Raw genomic sequence first — 18,287 nt, forward strand, 5'->3', positions numbered from 1 at the left:
ACCCCGGAGGAGAAGGACGAGATCGCGGCGTTCGCGGCGCGGGTGGCGCGGTTCCCCTGGGCGCTCGCGATCCTGACGCTCGGGCTGCTCGCGGCGGCGGCCGGCCGGGCGGGCGCGCACGCGGCCGCGCCGGCCACCGCGGCGCTGTGGGTGCTCGCGGCCGGGCTGGGCTGGTGGCGGGTGGCGAGCGCGCGCTCCATGGCCGCGCAGCTGCGCGCCGACGTGCGCGAGGGCTGGGTGATGCGCGCCACCGCGGGCGCGGTCGCCGGCGACGAGATGCTGCCTGCCTCGCGCGCCGCGTGGGCGCGCGGCGGCGCCCCGGCGGCCTGGCGCCTGCGGCGCCGGGCGCGTGCCTAGGGCTTCACGTCGCGGGCCGGCGCCCACTTGTGCTCGGGCGGGCGGTAGGCGGCGAGCTTGTCGAGGAGCTCCGCCGGATCCCGCGCGACCTGCAGCATGGCCCGGTACTCGGGCCGCATGAAGCCCTCCTTCACCGCGTGGTCGGCCATCGCGAGCAGCGGCGCGAAGTAGCCGGACACGTCCAGCACGCCGAGCGGCTTGCGGTGGATGCCGAGCTGCGCCCAGGTCCAGATCTCGAACAGCTCCTCGTACGTGCCGGCGCCGCCCGGCAGCGCCACGAACGCGTCGGTCAGCTTCGCCATGAGCGCCTTGCGCTCGTGCATGGTCTCGACCACGTGCTGCGCGGTGAGGCGCTGGTGGGCCACCTCGCGCTCGACCAGCGTGCGCGGGATGACGCCCACCACCTCGCCGCCGGCGGCGAGGGCGGCGTCGGCGGCGAGGCCCATGAGGCCCACCCGCCCGCCGCCGAAGACCATTCCGATGCCGCGCCGGGCGAGCAGGTCGCCCGTCTCGCGGGCGGCCGCCGCGTACTCGGGCCGGACGCCGCTGGAAGAGCCGCAGAAGATGCAGATCCGCATGGAGGGGAGCGCTCCGGGAGGTGAGGGGCGTCGGTATAGCGCATCGGGCGGACGCCCGCCGCAGGGAGACGCGGGCCGGCCGTCCGTGACGCGCCCCGCGGCCGCCGCGCGAGGGCGTTCCGCCGCGCCGGCTTCCTGCTAGGCTGCGCGCGCACGGAGCCCGCCCGCACGGTGCGGGGACCGCATCCGCGAACCTTCGCAACGGGAGCACGCATGTCCGCCGATCTCGGAACCCTCGAGCCCAGGGCCCTCTGGAGCTACTTCCTCGACCTCTCGCGCATCCCGCGCAGCTCGAAGAACGAGGCGGCGGCCGCCGCCTGGGTCGAGGGGGAGGCGAGGCGGCTCGGCTGCGAGGTGGAGCGCGACGCGATCGGCAACGTGCTGGTCCGCAAGCGCGCCTCGCCCGGCCGCGAGGGCCGGCCGGCGCTGGCGCTCCAGGGCCACCTCGACATGGTCTGCGAGAAGAACGAGGGCACGCCGCACGACTTCGAGAAGGATCCGATCCAGGTGTGGCGCGACGGCGAGGTCCTGCGCGCGCGCGGCACCACGCTCGGCGCCGACAACGGCGTGGGCGTGGCGGCGGCGCTGGCGGTGCTGGCCTCGCGCGACCTCGCCCACCCGGCCATCGAGGCGCTGTTCACGGTGGACGAGGAGACCGGCCTCACCGGCGCGAACAACCTGAAGCCCGGCTGGCTCCGGGCGCCGCGCCTGCTCAACCTCGACAGCGAGGAGGAGGGCGAGCTGACCATCGGCTGCGCCGGCGGCGTGGACACGGTCGTCTCGCGCGCGCTCGCGGTGGAGCCGGCGCCGGCCGGCCGGACCGCGCTGCGGCTGCGAGTGATGGGCCTGAAGGGCGGCCACTCCGGCGTGGACATCGCGGCCGGCCGCGGGAACGCGGTCCGCCTCCTGGGCCAGGTGCTCGAGGCGCTCGCGGCGCGGCACGACCTGCGGGTCGCCGCACTGAAGGGCGGCAACAAGCGCAACGCCATCCCGCGCGAGGCCTCGGCGGTGGTGCTGGTCGAGCCGGCGCGCGAGGCGGCGCTCCGCGCGGACGCGGCGGCGCTGGAGCAGGACTGGAAGGCGGCGCTGGGCGCGTTCGACCCCGGCCTCGCCGTCGTCCTCGAGCCCGGCGCGGCGGCGCAGGTGATCGCCGCCGCCGACGCGCGCGCGGTGATCGGGCTGCTGGTGGCGGGGCCGCACGGGGTGGAGGCGATGAGCCCGGCCATCCCGGGGCTGGTGCAGACCTCCACCAACCTCGCCATCGTCGACGCCGACGCGGACGCCGGCGCGGCCACGCCGCGGGCCGAGGTGTGCTTCCTCACCCGCAGCGCCATCGACGCGTCGAAGCGCGCGCTCGCGGCCCGCATCGCCGCCATCGCGGCGCTGGCCGGCTTCGAGGCGCGGCACTCCGGCGGCTACCCCGGCTGGAAGCCGGAGCCGGGGTCCGCGATGGTGGCGCTGGTGAACGGCGTCCACCAGGAGCTGTTCGGGAAGCCGATGCTGGTGAAGGCCATCCACGCCGGCCTGGAGTGCGGCCTCATCGGCGAGAAGTACCCCGGCATGGAGATGGCCTCCATCGGCCCGAGCATGTGGGACGCGCACACGCCCGACGAGCGCGTCTCGATCGCGTCGGTGGCGGCGTTCTGGCGCCTGCTCACCGCGATCCTGGAGAAGGCGTAGCCGGCGCGGGAGCGGGCGGCGCGGCGGGGGCCTCCAGCTCCACCAGCGCCGCCGCGATCCGGCCGCGCACCTCCTCGCGCAGCGCGTCCACGTCGGCCGGCGTCCGGCCCGCCGTCGGCACCGGCGGCAGGATCCGCACCTGGATCGTGGCGGGCCGGATGGCCGCGCGGTCGGGCGGCATGGCGCGCCAGGCGCCGGAGATCGCCACCGGCACGATGGGCACGCCCAGGTCCACGGCCAGGCGGAACGGGCCGGCGTGGAAGGGCTGGAGCAGGCCGTCGCGCGTGCGATGCCCCTCCGCGAACAGGCCCACCGGCACGCCGGCCTCCAGCCAGCGGCGCATCGCCGCGAGCGCCACCGCGCCGCTGGCGCGGTCGCCGCGCTTCACCGGCACGTAGCCGGCGAGGTGGAACGCCCAGCCCAGCCAGGGCAGCCGGAACGCCTCCACCTTGCCCAGCCACTTCATGTTGCGGGGCAGGCACGCGACCGCGATCGCGTCCACCAGCGACTGGTGGTTCGGCACGACCACGAACGTGGCCGGCGGCGGCGGCAGCGAGCCCTCGATGCGCGCCGGCCAGAGCGGCGCGTGCCGGAGCAGGACCTCGCCCAGCCAGCGCAGCAGCTCGCTCACCGCCATGCGCCGCCGGTCGAACGGCGCGGTGAGCAGGAACAGGGCGAGCGCGAGCGGGAAGGACACGGCCACCACCGCCGCGGCGAGCGCGTAGGTGAGGGCGGTGGCGAGCAGGCGGCGCATCCGGGGAACAGGGTAGCGGGCCCGGCAGCCGCCTGGCGGCGCCGGGCGGGGCGGGGCGGGACGGGGCATGGCGGGGCGTCAGGGGGGCGGGTTAGGGTGCGCGCCCCATGCCCCAGGCCCGCTTCATCGCCTTCTCCGACGGCTCCGCCCTGGTGAACCCGGGCGGCCCGGGCGGCACCGGCTACGTGGTGCTCGACCGCGCCCGCCCGGCCTACCGGTTCGGCGGCACGCGCTGGGTCGAGGACGGCCCGAACGCCGTCACCAACAACCGCATGGAGCTGCGGGCGGTGCTGGAGGCGCTGGAGGGGCTCCCGGGCGGCGAGGCGGTCCAGGTGATCTCCGACTCGCGCTACGTGGTGGACGCGCTCTCCCGGTGGATCCACGGCTGGCGCAGGAAGGGCTGGCGCACCGCCAGCGGCGAGCCGGTGCTGAACCGGGACCTCATCGAGGCGCTCGACGCGCGCGCCCGCGACCTGAGCGTCACGTACACCTGGGTGCGCGGGCACGACGGGCACGCCGTGAACGAGGTGGTGGACCAGCTCGCGCAGGCGGCCGCCCGCGGCGTGGCCGGGCCGGGCGAGGCCGAGGTGGTGGCGGCGCTGCGGGCGGAGGCGTTCCTGGCCGGCGGCCCGCCGGCGCCCCGCTCCTCGCGCGCCTAGCCGCGCTCGCCCGCGCGGCCCGGGCCCTCCCGCCGCGCCCGCGGCGGCCGCATCCTGTGGCGGAGATGCCGCCGCTGACCCGCCGGGACTTCCTCCGCGCCGCGCTCGCCGCGACCGTGCTCCCGGCCGTCGGCTGCGGCGGAGGCGCCGGCATGGGCGACGGACGGGGAGGGGGCGCGGACGAGGTCCCGCGCCGTGCGCTGGGCCGCACCGGCGAGACGGTCTCGATCGTCGGGCTGGGCGGCTTCCACCTGGCGGTGCCGCCCTCGGAGCAGGAGAGCCTGCGCATCCTCCGCACCGCGGTGGACGGCGGGATCACGTTCCTCGACAACTGCTGGGACTACCACGACGGCGAGAGCGAGCGGCGCATGGGCAAGGCGCTCCGCGACGGCTACCGCGACCGCGTGTTCCTGATGACGAAGGTGGACGGGCGCACCCAGGAGGCCGCCGCCCGGCAGCTGGACGAGTCGCTGCGCCGCCTCGAGACCGACCACGTGGACCTGCTGCAGCTCCACGAGGTGATCCGCGACGACGACCCGGGCCGGACCTTCGCGCCCGGGGGCGCCGCCGAGGCGCTGCTGGAGGCGCGCCGGGCCGGGAAGGCGCGCTTCCTCGGCTTCACCGGCCACAAGTCGCCGGACGTCCACCTGGCCATGCTCGCGGCCGCGGAGGCCCACGGGTTCCGCTTCGACACCGTGCAGATGCCGCTCAACGTGCTCGACGCGCACTTCCGCAGCTTCGAGCAGCGCGTGCTGCCGGCCCTGCTCGATCGGGGCATCGCGCCGCTCGGCATGAAGCCCATGGCCGACGCCCGCATCGTCCAGCGGAACATCGCCTCGGCCGAGGAGTGCCTGCGCTACGCGATGAGCCTGCCGGTCGCGACCGTGATCACCGGCTGCGACGCGCTGGAGCGGGTGGAGCAGGCGCTGCGGGTCGCGCGCGGGTTCCGGCCGCTCGCCGAGGCCGAGGTGAACGCGCTCCTCGCCCGCACCGCCCCGGCGGCGCAGGGCGGCGGGGACGAGCGCTACAAGACCACCGACGGCTACGACGCGACCACGCACAACCCGAGCTGGCTCGGGTGAGGCGGGCCCGGCCTACCCGGCGTCGGAGCCGGGCTCGTCCGCGTCCTCCTCCTCGAGATCCGGGCCCGGCGGCAGCTTCTCCATCTTCTCGCGCACCAGCCGCTGGTGCTTCAGCTCCTCGCCCTGCAGCTCGGTGAAGAGCTTGCGCACGTCGGGATCGCGCACCTGGGCGAGCGCGGCCGTGAAGAAGTCGTAGGCCTTCTCCTCGGAGGCGAGCGCCACCTCCATGGCCTGGCGCGCCGACATGAACACGCGCGGCGCGGTGACGTCCGGCGCCTCGACGTCCTCGGTGGCGTCCGGGGCGACGTGCGCCGGCGCGGCGCCGAACAGCTTCGCGCGCCGCTCGGCCAGCTCGGCGCGGTGCCGGGCCTCGTAGCTCGCCATCATGCGGAACATGTCGGACGCGTCGCCGGCGTACCGGCCGCCCACGAGCTTCGTGAACTCCTCGTACCGCTCCTGCGCCTCGCGCTCGATGCCGATGGCGAGGTCGAGCGCGTCCTGCAGGCTCAGGCTGGAATAGTCGATGGTCGTGGTCACGTGCCCCCTCCTGTCTCCGGTGGATCGCGGACGGGGAGCACCTAACGGCGTGCGAGGCGGGTTGCGACGGCCGCCGCGGCCTCCTCTCGGGGGCCCGCGCGGGAGGGCGGCGGCCGGACGCGTACCTTCAGTAAACCGAGAGCAGCTCCACCTCGAACACGAGCGTCGCGCCGGGCGGGATCTCCGGCGGCGCGCCGCGGGCGCCGTAGGCCAGGTCCGGCGGCAGCGTCAGCTTGCGCTTGCCGCCGACCTTCATGCCGGCGACCCCGCGGTCCCAGCCCTCGATCACCTCGCCGGCGCCGAGCCGGAAGGAGAACGGGCTGCCGCCCACCGACGAGTCGAACTGCTTCCCGTCGAGAAGCCAGCCCGTGTAGTGGACCTCGACCGTCTTGCCCCGGACGGCCTCCGGGCCCTTCCCCTTCACCAGCTCCTCGATCTTCGGCTTGGCCATTCGCGTGCGCTCCTCGACGTGTGTGGCGCGTAGGGTAGCCGCCCACCGGCCGGCGCGCCACGAGAGGCGGCCGGGCGGCGGGCGGGCGACGGGGGCCGCTCAGCGGATGGCGAAGGTGACGCTCACCGTGGCGGCCACCTCGACCTCGCCGGCGGCGACCGGCGCGGCCTCGGCCTTCATCGCCATCACGCGCGCGTCGCGCATGACCGGGAACGGCCGGACCTCGCCGCCCTCGGAGACGGTCAGCACCTCGCCCAGCGCCACGCCGGCGGCGCGGGCGATGGCGTCCGCCTTGAACCGCGCCACCGCGTAGGCGGCGGCGAGGGCGCGGCCCTGCTCGGGCGTGGGATCCTCCTTCTCGAACGCGAGCGACCGGAGCGTGTTGGAGCCGGCCGCGAGCACGCGCTCGATGACGGTGCCGAGGCTGGCGAGGTCGCGGACCTTCACGCGCAGCTCGTCGGTCACCGTGTAGCCGGTGATGGGCCCGGGGCCGCCGCCCTTCACGTTCCAGTCGCGGTCCACCGAGACGTCGTGGCGCACGGTCTGGACGTCCTTCTCGGCGACGCCGGCGCGGGCCAGCGCCTCGAGCATGCGCCGGAGCTGGGCGTCGGTGTCGGCGGTGACGCGCTTGAGGTCCTTGCCGGTGGCGGTGACGCCGGCGAACAGCACCGCGACGTCGGGGCGCACCGAGACGCGCCCCTCGCCGGAGACGGCGATGACGCGCGGCGCCGGGGCGGGCGCGGGCGGGGCGGCCGGGACGGGCTGGGCGCCGGGAGCGGCGGGCGCGAGGGCGAGGGCGGCGGCGAGGGCCAGGGTGCGGAACATGGTGCGACCTCCGGTGCGGGTTCGGCGGTAGGAACGCCCGGGGGCCGGATCCGATCTAGACCCCGACGGGGTCAAGGCCGTCCGCGCATCCGCGGGTGACGCCCGCCGGCGGGGACCGTAGAATCCCGGCCCCTTGGAAGCCTTCCTCGACCCCTCGAAGCCGCTCCACTGGATCGTCGCCGCGGTGCTGCTGGTCTCCGGCCTGGTCTGCGCCTGGATCGGCGTGCGGGACGGGTTCGTGCGCCGCCGCATGCCCACCAGCGGCGGCCTGCTCACCGGCGGCAAGGCGCTCGCCGCCGGCGTGCTGTACGTGGCCACCGGCCTCGCCGGCGTGGTGGGGGCGCTCCTGTTCGCGTTCCGCCGGTGAGGCGCGGTCCGCCTCCCGCACGCAACGTGGCGGATCGACGCAACCATCCGGGTCGTGTATCGTGCACGGTCCAGCCCCGTTGGGGGCTCGACCACAGCGGACGGCGGGACGGCCGCGGCGCGAGGCGCGCCGGCGGTCGGGGACGCGTCGTCCGCAGCGCGCGGAAGGAACGCGGATGATCCAGATCTACGACACCACGCTGCGGGACGGGACCCAGCGCGAGGGCATCTCGCTCTCCTGCGAGGACAAGCTCCGGATCGCGCGCCGGCTCGACGAGCTCGGGGTGACGTTCATCGAGGGCGGGTGGCCCGGGTCGAACCCCAAGGACGCCGAGTTCTTCGAGCGCGCCCGCGACCTGCCCTGGAAGCACGCCCGGATCGCCGCGTTCGGCTCGACCTGCCGCGTGGGCGGCGGGCCGGAGGACGACGCGAACATCCGCGCGCTCCTCGACGCCGGCACCCCGGCCTGCACGGTGGTGGGCAAGACCTGGACGCTGCACGTCACCGAGGTGCTGCGCACCACCTTCGACGAGAACCTCCGCATCATCGAGAAGAGCCTCGCGTACCTGCGCGCCCAGGGGCGGCGGGTGATCTACGACGCCGAGCACTTCTTCGACGGCTGGCGCGCCGACCCGGGCTACGCGCTCGAGACGCTGCGGGCGGCGGTGCGCGGCGGGGCCGAGACGCTGGTGCTCTGCGACACCAACGGCGGCTCGCTGCCCTGGCAGATCGGCGAGACGGTCGCGAAGGTGAAGGCCGCGCTCGGCCACCCGCTGGGCGTCCACTGCCACAACGACTCGGAGTGCGCGGTGGCGAACTCGCTCGCCGCGGTGCACGCCGGCGCGGTGCAGGTGCAGGGCACGATCAACGGCTACGGCGAGCGCTGCGGCAACGCGAACCTCTGCTCGATCATCCCGGCGCTGGAGCTGAAGCTCGACGCGCGGTGCCTCCCCGAGGGCAAGCTCTCCGAGCTGTACGAGGTCTCGCACTTCGTGGCCGAGGTGGCGAACCTCGCGCCGGACGAGCACCTCGCCTACGTGGGCCGGTCCGCGTTCGCGCACAAGGGCGGCATCCACGTCGCGGCCATGCGGCGCAGCGCGACCAGCTACCAGCACGTGGACCCGGAGCAGGTCGGCAACACCATGCGCGTGGTGGTGAGCGAGCTGTCCGGCCGCGGGAACCTGCTCTCCAAGGCGGAGGAGTACGGCATCGCGCCGGACTCCATCGCCGACGTGGGCGCGGTGCTGAACGAGATCAAGGCGCTCGAGGCGAAGGGGTTCGCGTTCGAGGCGGCCGAGGCGTCGGTGGCGATGCTGATGCGCCGCCAGCAGCCGGGCCACCGCGCGCCGTTCGAGCTGGTGGACTTCCTCGTCAACGTGGAGCACCGCACCGGGCGCGGCATCTTCTCCGAGGCCATGGTGAAGGTGCGGGTGGGCGAGGAGGTGCTGCACACCGCCGCCGAGGGCGACGGCCCGGTGGACGCGCTCACCGCGGCGCTGCAGAAGGCGCTGGTGGGGCACTACCCGCAGGTGAAGGAGCTGCACCTGTCGGACTACAAGGTCCGCATCCTCGACGGGCAGCACGGCACCGCGGCGATCACGCGGGTGCTCATCGACATGCAGAAGGGGCCGCGCCGCTGGAGCACGGTGGGCGCCAGCCAGAACATCATCGAGGCGAGCTGGATCGCGCTGGTGGACGCGGTCGAGTACGGGCTCGCCCTCGCCTGACCCTCACACGCAGGAACCGAAGGAGACACGCAGCGTGAACGCGAAGATCGTGGTGCTGCCGGGCGACGGGATCGGGCCGGAGGTGACGGCCGAGGCGGTGCGGGTGCTGGAGGCGGTGGCGCGCCGGGGAGGGCACGCGCTCTCGTTCACCGAGCGGCTGATGGGCGGGTGCTCCATCGACGCGCACGGGACCGCGCTCACGCCCGAGGTGCTCGCCGACTGCCAGGCGGCCGACGCGGTGCTGCTCGGCGCCGTGGGCGGGCCGAAGTGGGACGACCCGCGCGCCAGGGTGCGCCCGGAGCAGGGGCTGCTCGGGCTGCGCAAGGGCCTGGGCGTCTTCGCGAACCTGCGCCCGGTGCGCGTGCACCCGAGCCTGCTCGACTCGTCCCCGCTCCGCCCGGAGAAGCTCCGCGGCGTGGACATCATGGTCATCCGCGAGCTGACCGGCGGCCTCTACTTCGGCCAGCCCAAGGGGCGCGACGTGAAGGACGGCCACGCGCGCGCGGTGGACACGCTCGAGTACCAGGACTTCGAGGTGCGCCGCGTGGTCGAGCTGGCGTTCCGGATCGCCAAGGGGCGCAAGAAGAAGGTCACCAGCGTGGACAAGGCGAACGTGCTCGAGTCCTCGCGGCTCTGGCGCGAGATCGCGACCGGCATCGGGCAGGCCAACCCCGACGTCGCGCTCGACCACATGCTGGTGGACACCGCCGCCATGCGGCTCGTCACCAGCCCCGCCACCCTCGACGTGGTCGTCACCGAGAACATGTTCGGCGACATCCTCACCGACGAGGCCTCGGTGCTGGCCGGCTCGATGGGCATGCTCCCGTCCGCCTCCATCGGCGAGCAGGGACCGGGCCTGTACGAGCCCATCCACGGCTCCGCCCCGGACATCGCCGGCAAGGGCATCGCGAACCCCGTCGGCACGATCCTCTCCGCGGCGCTGCTGCTCCGCCACTCGCTCGGCCTCGAGCCGGAGGCGGCCGCCATCGAGCGCGCGGTGGACCGGACCATCACCGACGGTTGCCGCACCGCCGACCTGGGCGGGACGCTCTCCACCCGCGCCATGGCGGACGAGATCCTGAGGCGGCTCGGCTAGCCACGACCGGGCACGCCGCCATGCCGGCCGGTCCACGCGGCCCGCTCCCGTCGCTCGACGGGCTGCGCGGGCTGGCCATCGGCGGCGTCCTCGCCTGCCACCTGCTCAACGCCTGGCCCGGCGACGGCCCCTGGGAGCGCCGCGCGGTGGCGGCGCTCGGCCTGGGCTGGACCGGGGTGGACCTGTTCTTCGTCCTCTCCGGCTTCCTCATCACCGGCGGCCTGGTGGACACGCTCGGCCAGCGCGGCTGGTGGCGCGGCTTCCTGGTCCGGCGCGCGCTCCGCATCTTCCCGCTCTACTACCTCGCGCTGGCCGTGTTCGCGGCGGCGGGGCCGGCGCTCGGCCTCGTCGATCCCTGGACGTTCGGCCGCTGGGGCTGGTGGTACTGGAGCTACCTCGGCAACTGGGCCTACGCGGCGCGCCAGGTCATCCCGGCGCTCTCGCACTTCTGGTCGCTCGCGGTCGAGGAGCAGTTCTACCTGGCGTGGCCGCTGGTGGTGCTGCTCGCGCGCGGGCGGGCGCTGGCGGCGGCCTCGGTTGCGCTGGTCTGCGCCGGGCCGGCGCTGCGGTGGCTCATCGTGGACTCGGGGCTGCCGGTGGGGAGCGCCTACCGGCTCACGCCGGGCCGGGTGGACGCGCTCGCCATGGGCGCGCTCGTCGCGGTGGTGGCGCGCGCGGCGGGCGGCGCCGGCCTGCTCCGGCGCGCCTGGCTGCCGGCGGCGGCGGTCGGGGCGGCCGGGTTCGCCGCGCTCGGGCTGCCGCACGGGTTCGACATGCACGCCCGGCCGCTCGAGATCTGGAGCCACCTCTGGCTGGCGCTCGCGTTCGGCGGCCTGGTCGCGGGCGCGGTCGCGACGGAGGGCACCACTCACCCGCTCCGGCGCGCACTCTCCGCCGCGCCGCTCCGGGCGCTCGGGCGCTACAGCTACGGCCTCTACGTCGTGCACTACCTCGTGCACGTGGGCGCGCTCGGCGCGCTGCGGGCGCGGCCGTGGGGCGCGGCGCTGCTCGCCTCGCGCGCCGGCTACGCCGCCTACGCGGCCTCCGCGCTGGCCGCCTCGCTGCTGCTCGCCTGGGCGAGCTTCCACCTGGTGGAGCAGCGCTTCCTCGCGCTGAAGGACCGGCTCGCGCCGCGCCGCGCCGCGGCGTAGCGGGCCGCGTCCGCGCGCCCGCGGCCGGGCCGAAAGCGGACCGGTCCGGGCGAGAATCCGCGCGCGATCGGGGCTCAGCCGCGCATCGACACCGGCCGCCGTCCTGTGCTTTCCTGCGGGCCCCGGGCACCGAGAGCGCACCGGCCCGCGGTTCGACTTCCCACCCCGTTCGCCCGCGAAGGAGAGGCACACATGGCGACTCCCGCGTTCCACTACCAGGATCCGTTCCCCGTCTCGAAGGACGCGACCAAGTACCGGCTCCTCACCAAGGAGGGCGTGTCGGTCGGGACGTTCGAGGGCAAGGAGATCCTGAAGGTCGAGCCGTCGGCGCTCACCCGGCTCGCGCGCGAGGCGATGCGCGAGGTGTCGTTCTTCCTCCGCCCCGAGCACAACGAGCAGGTCGCGAAGATCCTCGCCGACCCCGAGGCCTCGCAGAACGACAAGGGCGTGGCCATCGCGTTCCTCAAGAACGCCGAGATCGCCGCCCGCGGCGAGCTGCCCATCTGCCAGGACACCGGCACCGCCACCATCGTGGCGAAGAAGGGCCAGCAGGTCTGGACCGGCGTGAAGGACGAGCAGTACCTGTCGGAGGGCGTGTACCTCACGTACACCGGCGAGAACCTCCGCTACTCGCAGACCTCCGCGCTCGACATGTACCGCGAGGTGAACACCGGCACGAACCTGCCGGCGCAGATCGACGTCCTCGCCACCGAGGGCGCCGAGTACAAGTTCCTGTTCGTGGCGAAGGGCGGCGGGTCGGCCAACAAGACCATGCTGTTCCAGGAGACCAAGGCGCTCCTCACGCCGGAGAAGCTGGAGAAGTTCCTGGTCGACAAGATGAAGTACCTCGGCACCGCCGCCTGCCCGCCGTACCACATCGCGGTGGTGGTGGGCGGCACGAGCGCCGAGACCTGCCTGAAGACGGTGAAGCTCGCCTCGACGAAGTACTACGACGGGCTGCCCACCCAGGGGAACGAGCACGGCCAGGCGTTCCGCGACGTCGAGCTGGAGCAGCGGCTGCTCGAGGCGGCCAACAAGCTCGGCATCGGCGCGCAGTTCGGCGGCAAGTACTTCGCGCACGACATCCGCGTGGTCCGGCTGCCGCGCCACGGCGCGTCCTGCCCGGTCGGCATGGCCGTGTCCTGCTCCGCCGACCGCAACGTGAAGGCCAAGATCAACCGGGAAGGGCTCTGGATCGAGGAGCTCGACCACGCGCCGGGCCGGCTCATCCCGCTCGAGCTGAAGAAGGGCAAGCACGAGCACGGCGTGAAGGTGGACCTGAACAAGCCGATGAAGGAGATCCTGGCCGAGCTGACCAAGTACCCGGTCTCGACGCCGCTGCTCCTCACCGGCACGCTGGTGGTGGCCCGCGACATCGCGCACGCCAAGTTCAAGGAGCTCATCGACCAGGGCAAGGGCGTGCCCGAGTACCTGAAGCACCACCCGGTGTACTACGCCGGCCCGGCCAAGACGCCGCCGGGCAAGCCGTCCGGCTCGTTCGGCCCCACCACCGCCGGCCGCATGGACTCGTACGTGGACCTGCTGCAGTCGCACGGCGCGTCGATGGTGATGATCGCGAAGGGCAACCGCAGCCAGCAGGTGACCGACGCGTGCAAGAAGCACGGCGGCTTCTACCTGGGCTCGATCGGCGGCCCGGCCGCGGTGCTGGCCGAGGAGAACATCAAGAAGGTGGAGTGCATCGACTTCGCCGAGCTCGGCATGGAAGCCGTCTGGAAGATCGAGGTCGAGAACTTCCCCGCGTTCATCCTGGTGGACGACAAGGGGAACGACTTCTTCAAGAAGCTGGGGATGTAGCCGGCCCCGCCTCGATCACCCGCACCCTCCGGCCGGCAGGCGCGCCCGCGAAGGCCGCCTGCCGGCCGGCGTGTTCCGGGGCCGCGGCGGCGGCCCGGGCGCGCCCGGCCCGCGCCGGCCGAGGGACGAGCGCCGCCAGCTCCTCGTCGATCGCGTGCGCGAGCGCCCGCGGATCGAGCGGGAACGCCGTGTCCGCGCGCACGCCCACCGTCACCTGGCCGGCGTAGCTGAGCAGGCTCACGCCCAGGCCGAGCGCGGCCGGGTGCGGCACCCAGAACAGCAGCTCGTCCACCCGCCGGCCGCCGAAGTGCAGCCGCCGCGCGGGCCCGGGGACGTTCGTCACCACCATCGAGGCCTTGCGCGAGAAGAAGGCGGTGCCGAGCCGCTCCAGGGCCGCCGGGGCGAGCCCGAGCGCGCCGAGGATCCCGAGCGCCACCCACGCGTCCGGGCTGCGCTTCATCGCGGCGGTGCGGCCGCGCATCAGCTCGAGGCGCTCGTCGAGGGCGAGCGGCTCGATGGGCAGGTCGAGGAACACCAGCCCGAACTGGTTCCCGAGCGGCGTGCCGGCCGCGGGCGGCCCGGGGCGCAGGTTCACCGGCACGAGCGCCCGCACCTCGTCCGGCAGCGGCCCGGGCGCGCCGGGCGCGGCCGGATCGCGGAGCACGCGGGAGAGCGCGCCGGAGAGCGCGGCGAGCAGCGCGTCGTTGACGGTGGCGCCGGCGGCGTGCGCCGCGTCGCGCAGGCCGGCGAGCGGCCAGGGATGGGACCAGGACGTCCGGCGGAGGCCGGTGAGGGCAGGCGGGGCGAGCCGGCCGCGCGCCTCGGGCAGCGTCGCCATCTTCCAGAGCGAGCGGGCCGCGGCGAGCGGGTCCCCGAGCAGCGCCCGGGCGCCGCGCGGGAGCGGGCCGGGCGCCGCGTCCGGCGGCGCCGGGGGGCCGGCCTCGGGCGGCGCGGCGCGCCCGGCGCGCTCGTCGGACAGGCCGAGCAGCACCGTCAGGAGGGCGAACCCGTCCGCCATGCAGTGGTGGAGCTTCACCAGCACCGCGCTCTGCTCGCCGCCGTCGATCAGGCAGGCGCGCCACGGCGGCCGGCCCGGCGCGAGCGGCCGGGTGGCGGCCTCGGACACCACCTCCTCGAGCGCCTCGCGTCCCTCGCCGCGCAGCGTGCGCGCGCTCAGGTGGCGCGCGAGCGAGAAGTGCGGGTCGCGCTCCCACACCGGCTGCCCCAGCGCGCCGGTGTCCACCACGCGCGCGCGGAACCGGTCGTGCGTGACGAGGCGGTCCTGCAGCAGGGTGCGGAGCCGCGCCGGGGAGAGGGGGCCGTCGAGGCGCAGCAGCGCCACGATGTCGGCGGTGTTCTCGGGTCGGTCCATGTGCAGCCAGGCGGCGTCCACCCGGCTCATCGGCTCGCGGGTCATCGGGGGCTCCTGGCCGGATCCTGCGGGGAAACCGCGCCGGCGCGGAGGGTCCGGGAGGGAGCCCGGGCGACGTGACGCAGGGGAGGGAGCCGCCTCCCGTCCGCCTCAGTACCGCCGCTCCACCAGCAGGGTCACGCGGCCGGGCCGGACCGCCACGGTCCGGCGGAGCACCTTGCCCCCGCTGCGGATCTCCACCTCGTGCGTGCCCGCCGGAAGGCGCAGGCGGGCGACCTGCAGCTCGGCCGGCAGCGAGAGCCAGCTCCGCCGGTCGGCCTCGCTGGTCGAGGTCAGGGCGAGGAACGTCAGCCAGCCGAGCACCTCGCTGTCGGTGGCCTCCCCGACCGCAGCGGCGACCCCCCCCTTCACCACCGTGCTCGCCACCGCCTTGGCGGCGATGCGGCCGATGCGCTCCGACAGGTGCACCTGCGCCACGTCCTCCAGGGAGGTGACGGTGACCGCGTCCGCCCGGCGGGCGCCGGCCTCCAGGGTGGCGGCGTCGCGCACCCAGGGGCGCGTCACGTACACCGGGACCACCAGGAGCTCCGGCCCGGCGCCCTGCCGGCTGGAGCGCTTCTCCGGCGACAGGCCGGCCTCGAGCACGAGCACGACCTGGCCCTCCTCGGCGCCGAGCGGATCCGCGCCCAGGGCGGGGCGCGCCGCGGCGAGCGCGTCGGCCTCGTCGGCGCGGCCGGTGGCGCGCGCCAGCCGCAGCGCGGGCTCGGCGAGCGGGCCGAGCCCGGGCGCGAGGCGCAGCGCGTCGGCGTAGTCGATGTACGCCGAGTCCGGGTTGCCCGAGTCCTCCCACAGCACGCCGCCCAGGTAGCGCGCCACCGCGAGCTGCTGGTACGGCTTCTTCTCCTCCTGGACCATCTTCCGCAGCCGCTCGTCCACGCGCCGCACCTCCACCAGCGCGTCCTCGTCCTTGCCGAGCGCGGCGTAGTTGAGCGCCTGGACGACGTTGATCATCAGCTTCTCGAAGTCCTCGCCGCGGTAGGCGCGGGCCCGCTCGTTCTCGAGCAGCGCGCGCCCCTCCTCGCTGACCGAGATCGCCTCCAGCGACGCGGCGAGCCGCTCGGCGCGGGCGAGCACCGGGAGGCTCTCCTCCCAGCGCCGCCCGGCGTGCAGGATCATCCCCTGGTCGAGCAGGGCGAGCAGGCGGTCGCGCTCGGGCCCGCGGCGGACCTCCTCCTCCGCGAGCGCCGCGGCGCGGTCGTGGTCGCCGGCCTGGTACGCCTCGCGCATCGCGCGCGTGCGCGACACGTAGTCCCCGGCGCAGCCGGAGACGAGCACGGCCCCGAGCGCCATCGCGGCCGCGCGGGCGCGGCGCACGGCGGCCTCCTACCAGCCCACCGACTGCTTCCGGAACTTCTTCCGCAGCTCCTTCTCGTCGGTCCAGGTGATGAGCCCGGTCCGGAGGTCGGTGAGCTGCATGGTCATCTTGTAGTAGACGACCTTGTCCGCCCCGACCTCCTGCACGATCGACGCGATCTGCCCGGTGAGCACGTAGTCGGCGCCGACCTGGGCGCCGGGGCCCTTGGCGGTCTCCTTCGCGACCATGCCGGACTGCTGGTAGTCGTACTCCGCGGCGATCTGCTCGCGCGCCGCCGCGTCGGCGAACGCGAAGCGGCCGGACCGCTGCAGCTCGACGCGGACCTTGTCGGCGAGCGACTCGGTGTCGATGTGCTCGGAGGTCTTGTTCCGGACGCGGCCCACCACCAGCACCGGCCGGCCCGGCAGGGCCTGCACGGCGGGCGCGCCGAGCAGGGAGCCGGTCATCTTCCTGGCGATGAGCTGCAGGTCGTTCTCGTTGAACTGGTCGGACAGCAGCTCGATGGTGTTGGGGTCCTCGTACGCGCCGCGGGTGAAGGCCCGCGGGCCGCAGGCGGCGGCGAGCGCGGCGGCGGCGAGCAGCGGGAGCTGGCGGGGCATGGCGTTCCTCCGGGGCGGCGCTACAGGCGCACGCCGAGGCCGAGGAAGATGCGGTGGGTGACGGTGGTGTCCTGCTCCACCGGGACGTCGAGCGCGTAGTGGAGGCCGAGCACGAAGCGGTCGCTCGCCTCCAGCTCGGCGCCGAGCTGCGGGCTCAGGCCGAAGCGGCTCCGGCCGTTCCACGACATGACGCCGGCCTTCAGCCCGGCGCTCAGCGAGAACGGCGACGCCGGCGTGCGCAGGCGCGGGCCCACGAGCACCAGCGTCCGCTCGAGGTCGAAGTCGTAGGCGCCGGTCAGCTCGAGCAGCAGCCAGTCGTCGGGCGACCAGGCGAGATCCGCGCCGAGGAAGTAGGGCCGGTCGTGGAGCGGGTAGCCCGGCCCCTCGCTGGTGATGGCGCCGCCCGCGTCGAACGTGATCTGGAAGGCGCCGGGGCCGGGCGCGCGGCGGTAGCCGCCCTGGCCTACCTCGGAGCCCTCCGGGCCGTCGGTCCTCCCGGGCGGCGCCGGCGCCTGTGCCAGGACCAGCGCGGGCAGCGCGGCCACGAGGAACGCTGCAGCGGAACGGAGCGGTCGAACCATGGCGAGCCCCCTCTCGCGCGGTCGAGTGCCGTCGTCCTCGCGTATCCCCCCTCGCGGGGCACCGGCGCAAGAGCCCATCCGTGCGTGCGCGGCGGCGCCGCGGAGGGTGACGCGTGCGGGGGAAGGGGCGGGGCGGGCGGCGGCTCAGCCGCCGTTCGCGGCCGCGCGCCGGCGGCGGCCCGTGATGACGCGCAGCGCGGCCGGCTCGACCCGGATCTCGAGCTCGCCGGGGGAGACCGAGCCCTCCAGGTCGATCTGGATCGGCCAGCGCGACTCGAGGCGGATCCGCGCCGCGCGCGCGGTGCGCACGCTGCCGCGGGGCGGGGCGGCCGTCGCGACGCCGTGGCGGAGCGCGGAGGTGAAGGTGCGGCGGCGCCGGTGCACCACCGCGTCGGCGAGGCCGTCGGCGGGGTCGGCGTCCGGGTGGACCACCGTGCCCCAGGCGACGCAGGGGAGGTTGTACACGCCCACGTTGAACACCGGCTCGGAGGGATCGGCGAGCACCACGCCGTCCGCCTCGAGGCGGAAGCCGGTGTGCTTGCGGAGCGCGCCCGGGAGCGCCGCGAGCAGGCCGCCCACGCGCGCCAGGCCGCGCCCGCGCGACGCGCCGGAGATGATCTGCCCCTCGAACCCGCAGCTCACCGAGGCGAGCGCCAGCGGGGCCTCGGGGTGCGTGGTCACGAGCGCGTCGATCTGGACCGAGCGGCCGTCGGCGATGGCGGCGAGGGCGCGGCGCAGGTCCGCCACCCCGAGCGCGTGGGCGATGGCGTTGCCCACGCCGAGCGGGAGGATGGCCATGGGCCGGTCCGCGCGCCCCGCGGCCCGCACCGCGCGCGCCACGAAGTTCACGGTCGCGTCGCCGCCGGCCGCCACCGGGATCTCGTCCGGCGCGAGGCCGCGCATGGCGCGCTCGGCGCCGGACAGCGTGGTCACGACCGCCAGGCGCGAGCGGCGGGTCCAGGCGGGCGCGCGCGAGAGGAGCCCGCGCAGGCGCGCGGCCGCGTGGCCGTCCTGCGCCTCCGGGTTCACCAGGAACACGAGGCGGGGAAACTCCACCTCGCCGCGGGCGGAGGTGCGCACCTGCTCCGTTCCCTCCGCTGCCCGCATGCCGCCCCCTTCGAAGCCATGACGTTACACGCGGGGACGCAGCGTGGCCAGCCCGTCCGGGAGGGCGCGCGGCGGTCGTGGCGAACCGCCCGCGCCTGCTCAGGGTTCGCCCGGCGTCGACGCGCGGGAGGCGACCTCCTCGGCGGCGCGGACGTCCCCGGGCGCGCCGAACCGG

At 75.3% G+C, this 18,287-nt stretch carries 18 protein-coding genes and 1 pseudogene; 9 read left to right on the plus strand and 10 right to left on the minus strand.

Annotated elements, in window-relative coordinates; genetic code table 11:
• Positions 1 to 357: pseudogene (locus PSR1_RS13280) on the plus strand (hypothetical protein); the annotation flags it as partial.
• Here the strand turns inward: PSR1_RS13280 and PSR1_RS13285 are convergent.
• A complete protein-coding gene (locus PSR1_RS13285) occupies positions 354 to 935 on the minus strand; it encodes a TIGR00730 family Rossman fold protein (protein ID WP_059438014.1) in 582 nt (193 codons plus the stop codon). The pseudogene PSR1_RS13280 and the gene PSR1_RS13285 sit on opposite strands and share 4 nt — an antisense overlap.
• A gap of 213 nt (positions 936 to 1,148) precedes the next feature.
• On the opposite strand from PSR1_RS13285, the gene pepD reads away from it, so the two are divergent.
• The gene (gene pepD, locus PSR1_RS13290) at positions 1,149 to 2,615 is read left to right on the plus strand and encodes a beta-Ala-His dipeptidase (protein ID WP_059438015.1); all 1,467 of its coding nucleotides are present in this window, start codon (positions 1,149 to 1,151) and stop codon (positions 2,613 to 2,615) included.
• Here pepD and PSR1_RS13295 read toward each other — a convergent pair.
• Positions 2,590 to 3,369: a 1-acyl-sn-glycerol-3-phosphate acyltransferase gene (locus PSR1_RS13295; RefSeq protein ID WP_193388361.1), complete on the minus strand. Its 780-nt coding sequence runs from the start codon at positions 3,367 to 3,369 to the stop codon at positions 2,590 to 2,592. The genes pepD and PSR1_RS13295 overlap by 26 nt on opposite strands.
• A gap of 107 nt (positions 3,370 to 3,476) precedes the next feature.
• Here PSR1_RS13295 and PSR1_RS13300 point away from each other — a divergent pair, with 107 nt between their 5' ends.
• Positions 3,477 to 4,028, plus strand: coding sequence for a ribonuclease H (locus tag PSR1_RS13300; RefSeq protein WP_059438017.1), 552 nt, complete (start codon positions 3,477 to 3,479; stop codon positions 4,026 to 4,028).
• A 65-nt stretch (positions 4,029 to 4,093) separates the two neighbouring features.
• On the plus strand, positions 4,094 to 5,110 hold the full coding sequence (locus PSR1_RS13305; protein WP_059438018.1) for an aldo/keto reductase: 1,017 nt from the start codon (positions 4,094 to 4,096) through the stop codon (positions 5,108 to 5,110).
• A gap of 12 nt (positions 5,111 to 5,122) precedes the next feature.
• Here the strand turns inward: PSR1_RS13305 and PSR1_RS13310 are convergent, their stop codons facing one another.
• The 3 genes from PSR1_RS13310 to PSR1_RS13320 form a co-directional block, all read right to left on the minus strand.
• Positions 5,123 to 5,647 (minus strand): ferritin family protein, encoded by a 525-nt coding sequence (locus tag PSR1_RS13310; RefSeq protein ID WP_059438019.1) that lies wholly within the window; start codon positions 5,645 to 5,647, stop codon positions 5,123 to 5,125.
• A 127-nt stretch (positions 5,648 to 5,774) separates the two neighbouring features.
• Positions 5,775 to 6,098, minus strand: coding sequence for an FKBP-type peptidyl-prolyl cis-trans isomerase (locus PSR1_RS13315; protein ID WP_059438020.1), 324 nt, complete (start codon positions 6,096 to 6,098; stop codon positions 5,775 to 5,777).
• 99 nt (positions 6,099 to 6,197) lie between these two features.
• Positions 6,198 to 6,923 (minus strand): SIMPL domain-containing protein, encoded by a 726-nt coding sequence (locus PSR1_RS13320; RefSeq protein WP_059438021.1) that lies wholly within the window; start codon positions 6,921 to 6,923, stop codon positions 6,198 to 6,200.
• Positions 6,924 to 7,056: 133 nt separating this feature from the next.
• On the opposite strand from PSR1_RS13320, the gene PSR1_RS13325 reads away from it, so the two are divergent.
• The 5 genes from PSR1_RS13325 (at position 7,057) to PSR1_RS13345 (ending at position 13,078) form a co-directional block, all read left to right on the plus strand.
• Complete coding sequence (locus PSR1_RS13325; protein ID WP_059438022.1) at positions 7,057 to 7,290, plus strand: hypothetical protein; 234 nt, start codon at positions 7,057 to 7,059, stop codon at positions 7,288 to 7,290.
• Between the two features lie 175 nt (positions 7,291 to 7,465).
• A complete protein-coding gene (gene cimA, locus PSR1_RS13330) occupies positions 7,466 to 9,016 on the plus strand; it encodes a citramalate synthase (RefSeq protein WP_059438023.1) in 1,551 nt (516 codons plus the stop codon).
• A gap of 34 nt (positions 9,017 to 9,050) precedes the next feature.
• Positions 9,051 to 10,112 carry a 3-isopropylmalate dehydrogenase gene (gene leuB, locus PSR1_RS13335; protein WP_059438024.1) on the plus strand — a complete coding sequence of 354 codons (1,062 nt, stop codon included), beginning with the start codon at positions 9,051 to 9,053 and terminating at the stop codon, positions 10,110 to 10,112.
• Positions 10,113 to 10,132: 20 nt separating this feature from the next.
• Entirely contained in the window at positions 10,133 to 11,263 is a 1,131-nt protein-coding gene (locus tag PSR1_RS13340; RefSeq protein ID WP_059438025.1) for an acyltransferase, read from the plus strand.
• A gap of 192 nt (positions 11,264 to 11,455) precedes the next feature.
• Positions 11,456 to 13,078: a fumarate hydratase gene (locus PSR1_RS13345; protein ID WP_059438026.1), complete on the plus strand. Its 1,623-nt coding sequence runs from the start codon at positions 11,456 to 11,458 to the stop codon at positions 13,076 to 13,078.
• Here PSR1_RS13345 and PSR1_RS13350 read toward each other — a convergent pair.
• The 5 genes from PSR1_RS13350 to PSR1_RS13370 all read right to left on the minus strand — a co-directional run bounded on the left by PSR1_RS13350 (position 13,059) and on the right by PSR1_RS13370 (position 18,112).
• The gene (locus tag PSR1_RS13350; protein WP_059438027.1) at positions 13,059 to 14,495 is read right to left on the minus strand and encodes a WS/DGAT domain-containing protein; all 1,437 of its coding nucleotides are present in this window, start codon (positions 14,493 to 14,495) and stop codon (positions 13,059 to 13,061) included. The genes PSR1_RS13345 and PSR1_RS13350 overlap by 20 nt on opposite strands.
• 105 nt (positions 14,496 to 14,600) lie before the next feature.
• The gene (locus PSR1_RS13355; protein ID WP_059438028.1) at positions 14,601 to 15,824 is read right to left on the minus strand and encodes a COG3014 family protein; all 1,224 of its coding nucleotides are present in this window, start codon (positions 15,822 to 15,824) and stop codon (positions 14,601 to 14,603) included.
• 9 nt (positions 15,825 to 15,833) lie between these two features.
• Positions 15,834 to 16,424, minus strand: a complete 591-nt coding sequence (lpoB, locus tag PSR1_RS13360) for a penicillin-binding protein activator LpoB (RefSeq protein WP_059438029.1) — start codon at positions 16,422 to 16,424, stop codon at positions 15,834 to 15,836.
• A gap of 20 nt (positions 16,425 to 16,444) precedes the next feature.
• Positions 16,445 to 17,005: a hypothetical protein gene (locus tag PSR1_RS13365; protein WP_059438030.1), complete on the minus strand. Its 561-nt coding sequence runs from the start codon at positions 17,003 to 17,005 to the stop codon at positions 16,445 to 16,447.
• 144 nt (positions 17,006 to 17,149) lie between these two features.
• Positions 17,150 to 18,112: a diacylglycerol kinase family protein gene (locus PSR1_RS13370; protein ID WP_059438031.1), complete on the minus strand. Its 963-nt coding sequence runs from the start codon at positions 18,110 to 18,112 to the stop codon at positions 17,150 to 17,152.
• Positions 18,113 to 18,287: the final 175 nt, after the last annotated feature.

It is taken from the genome of Anaeromyxobacter sp. PSR-1 (assembly GCF_000964525.1).
Lineage (GTDB): Bacteria > Myxococcota > Myxococcia > Myxococcales > Anaeromyxobacteraceae > Anaeromyxobacter.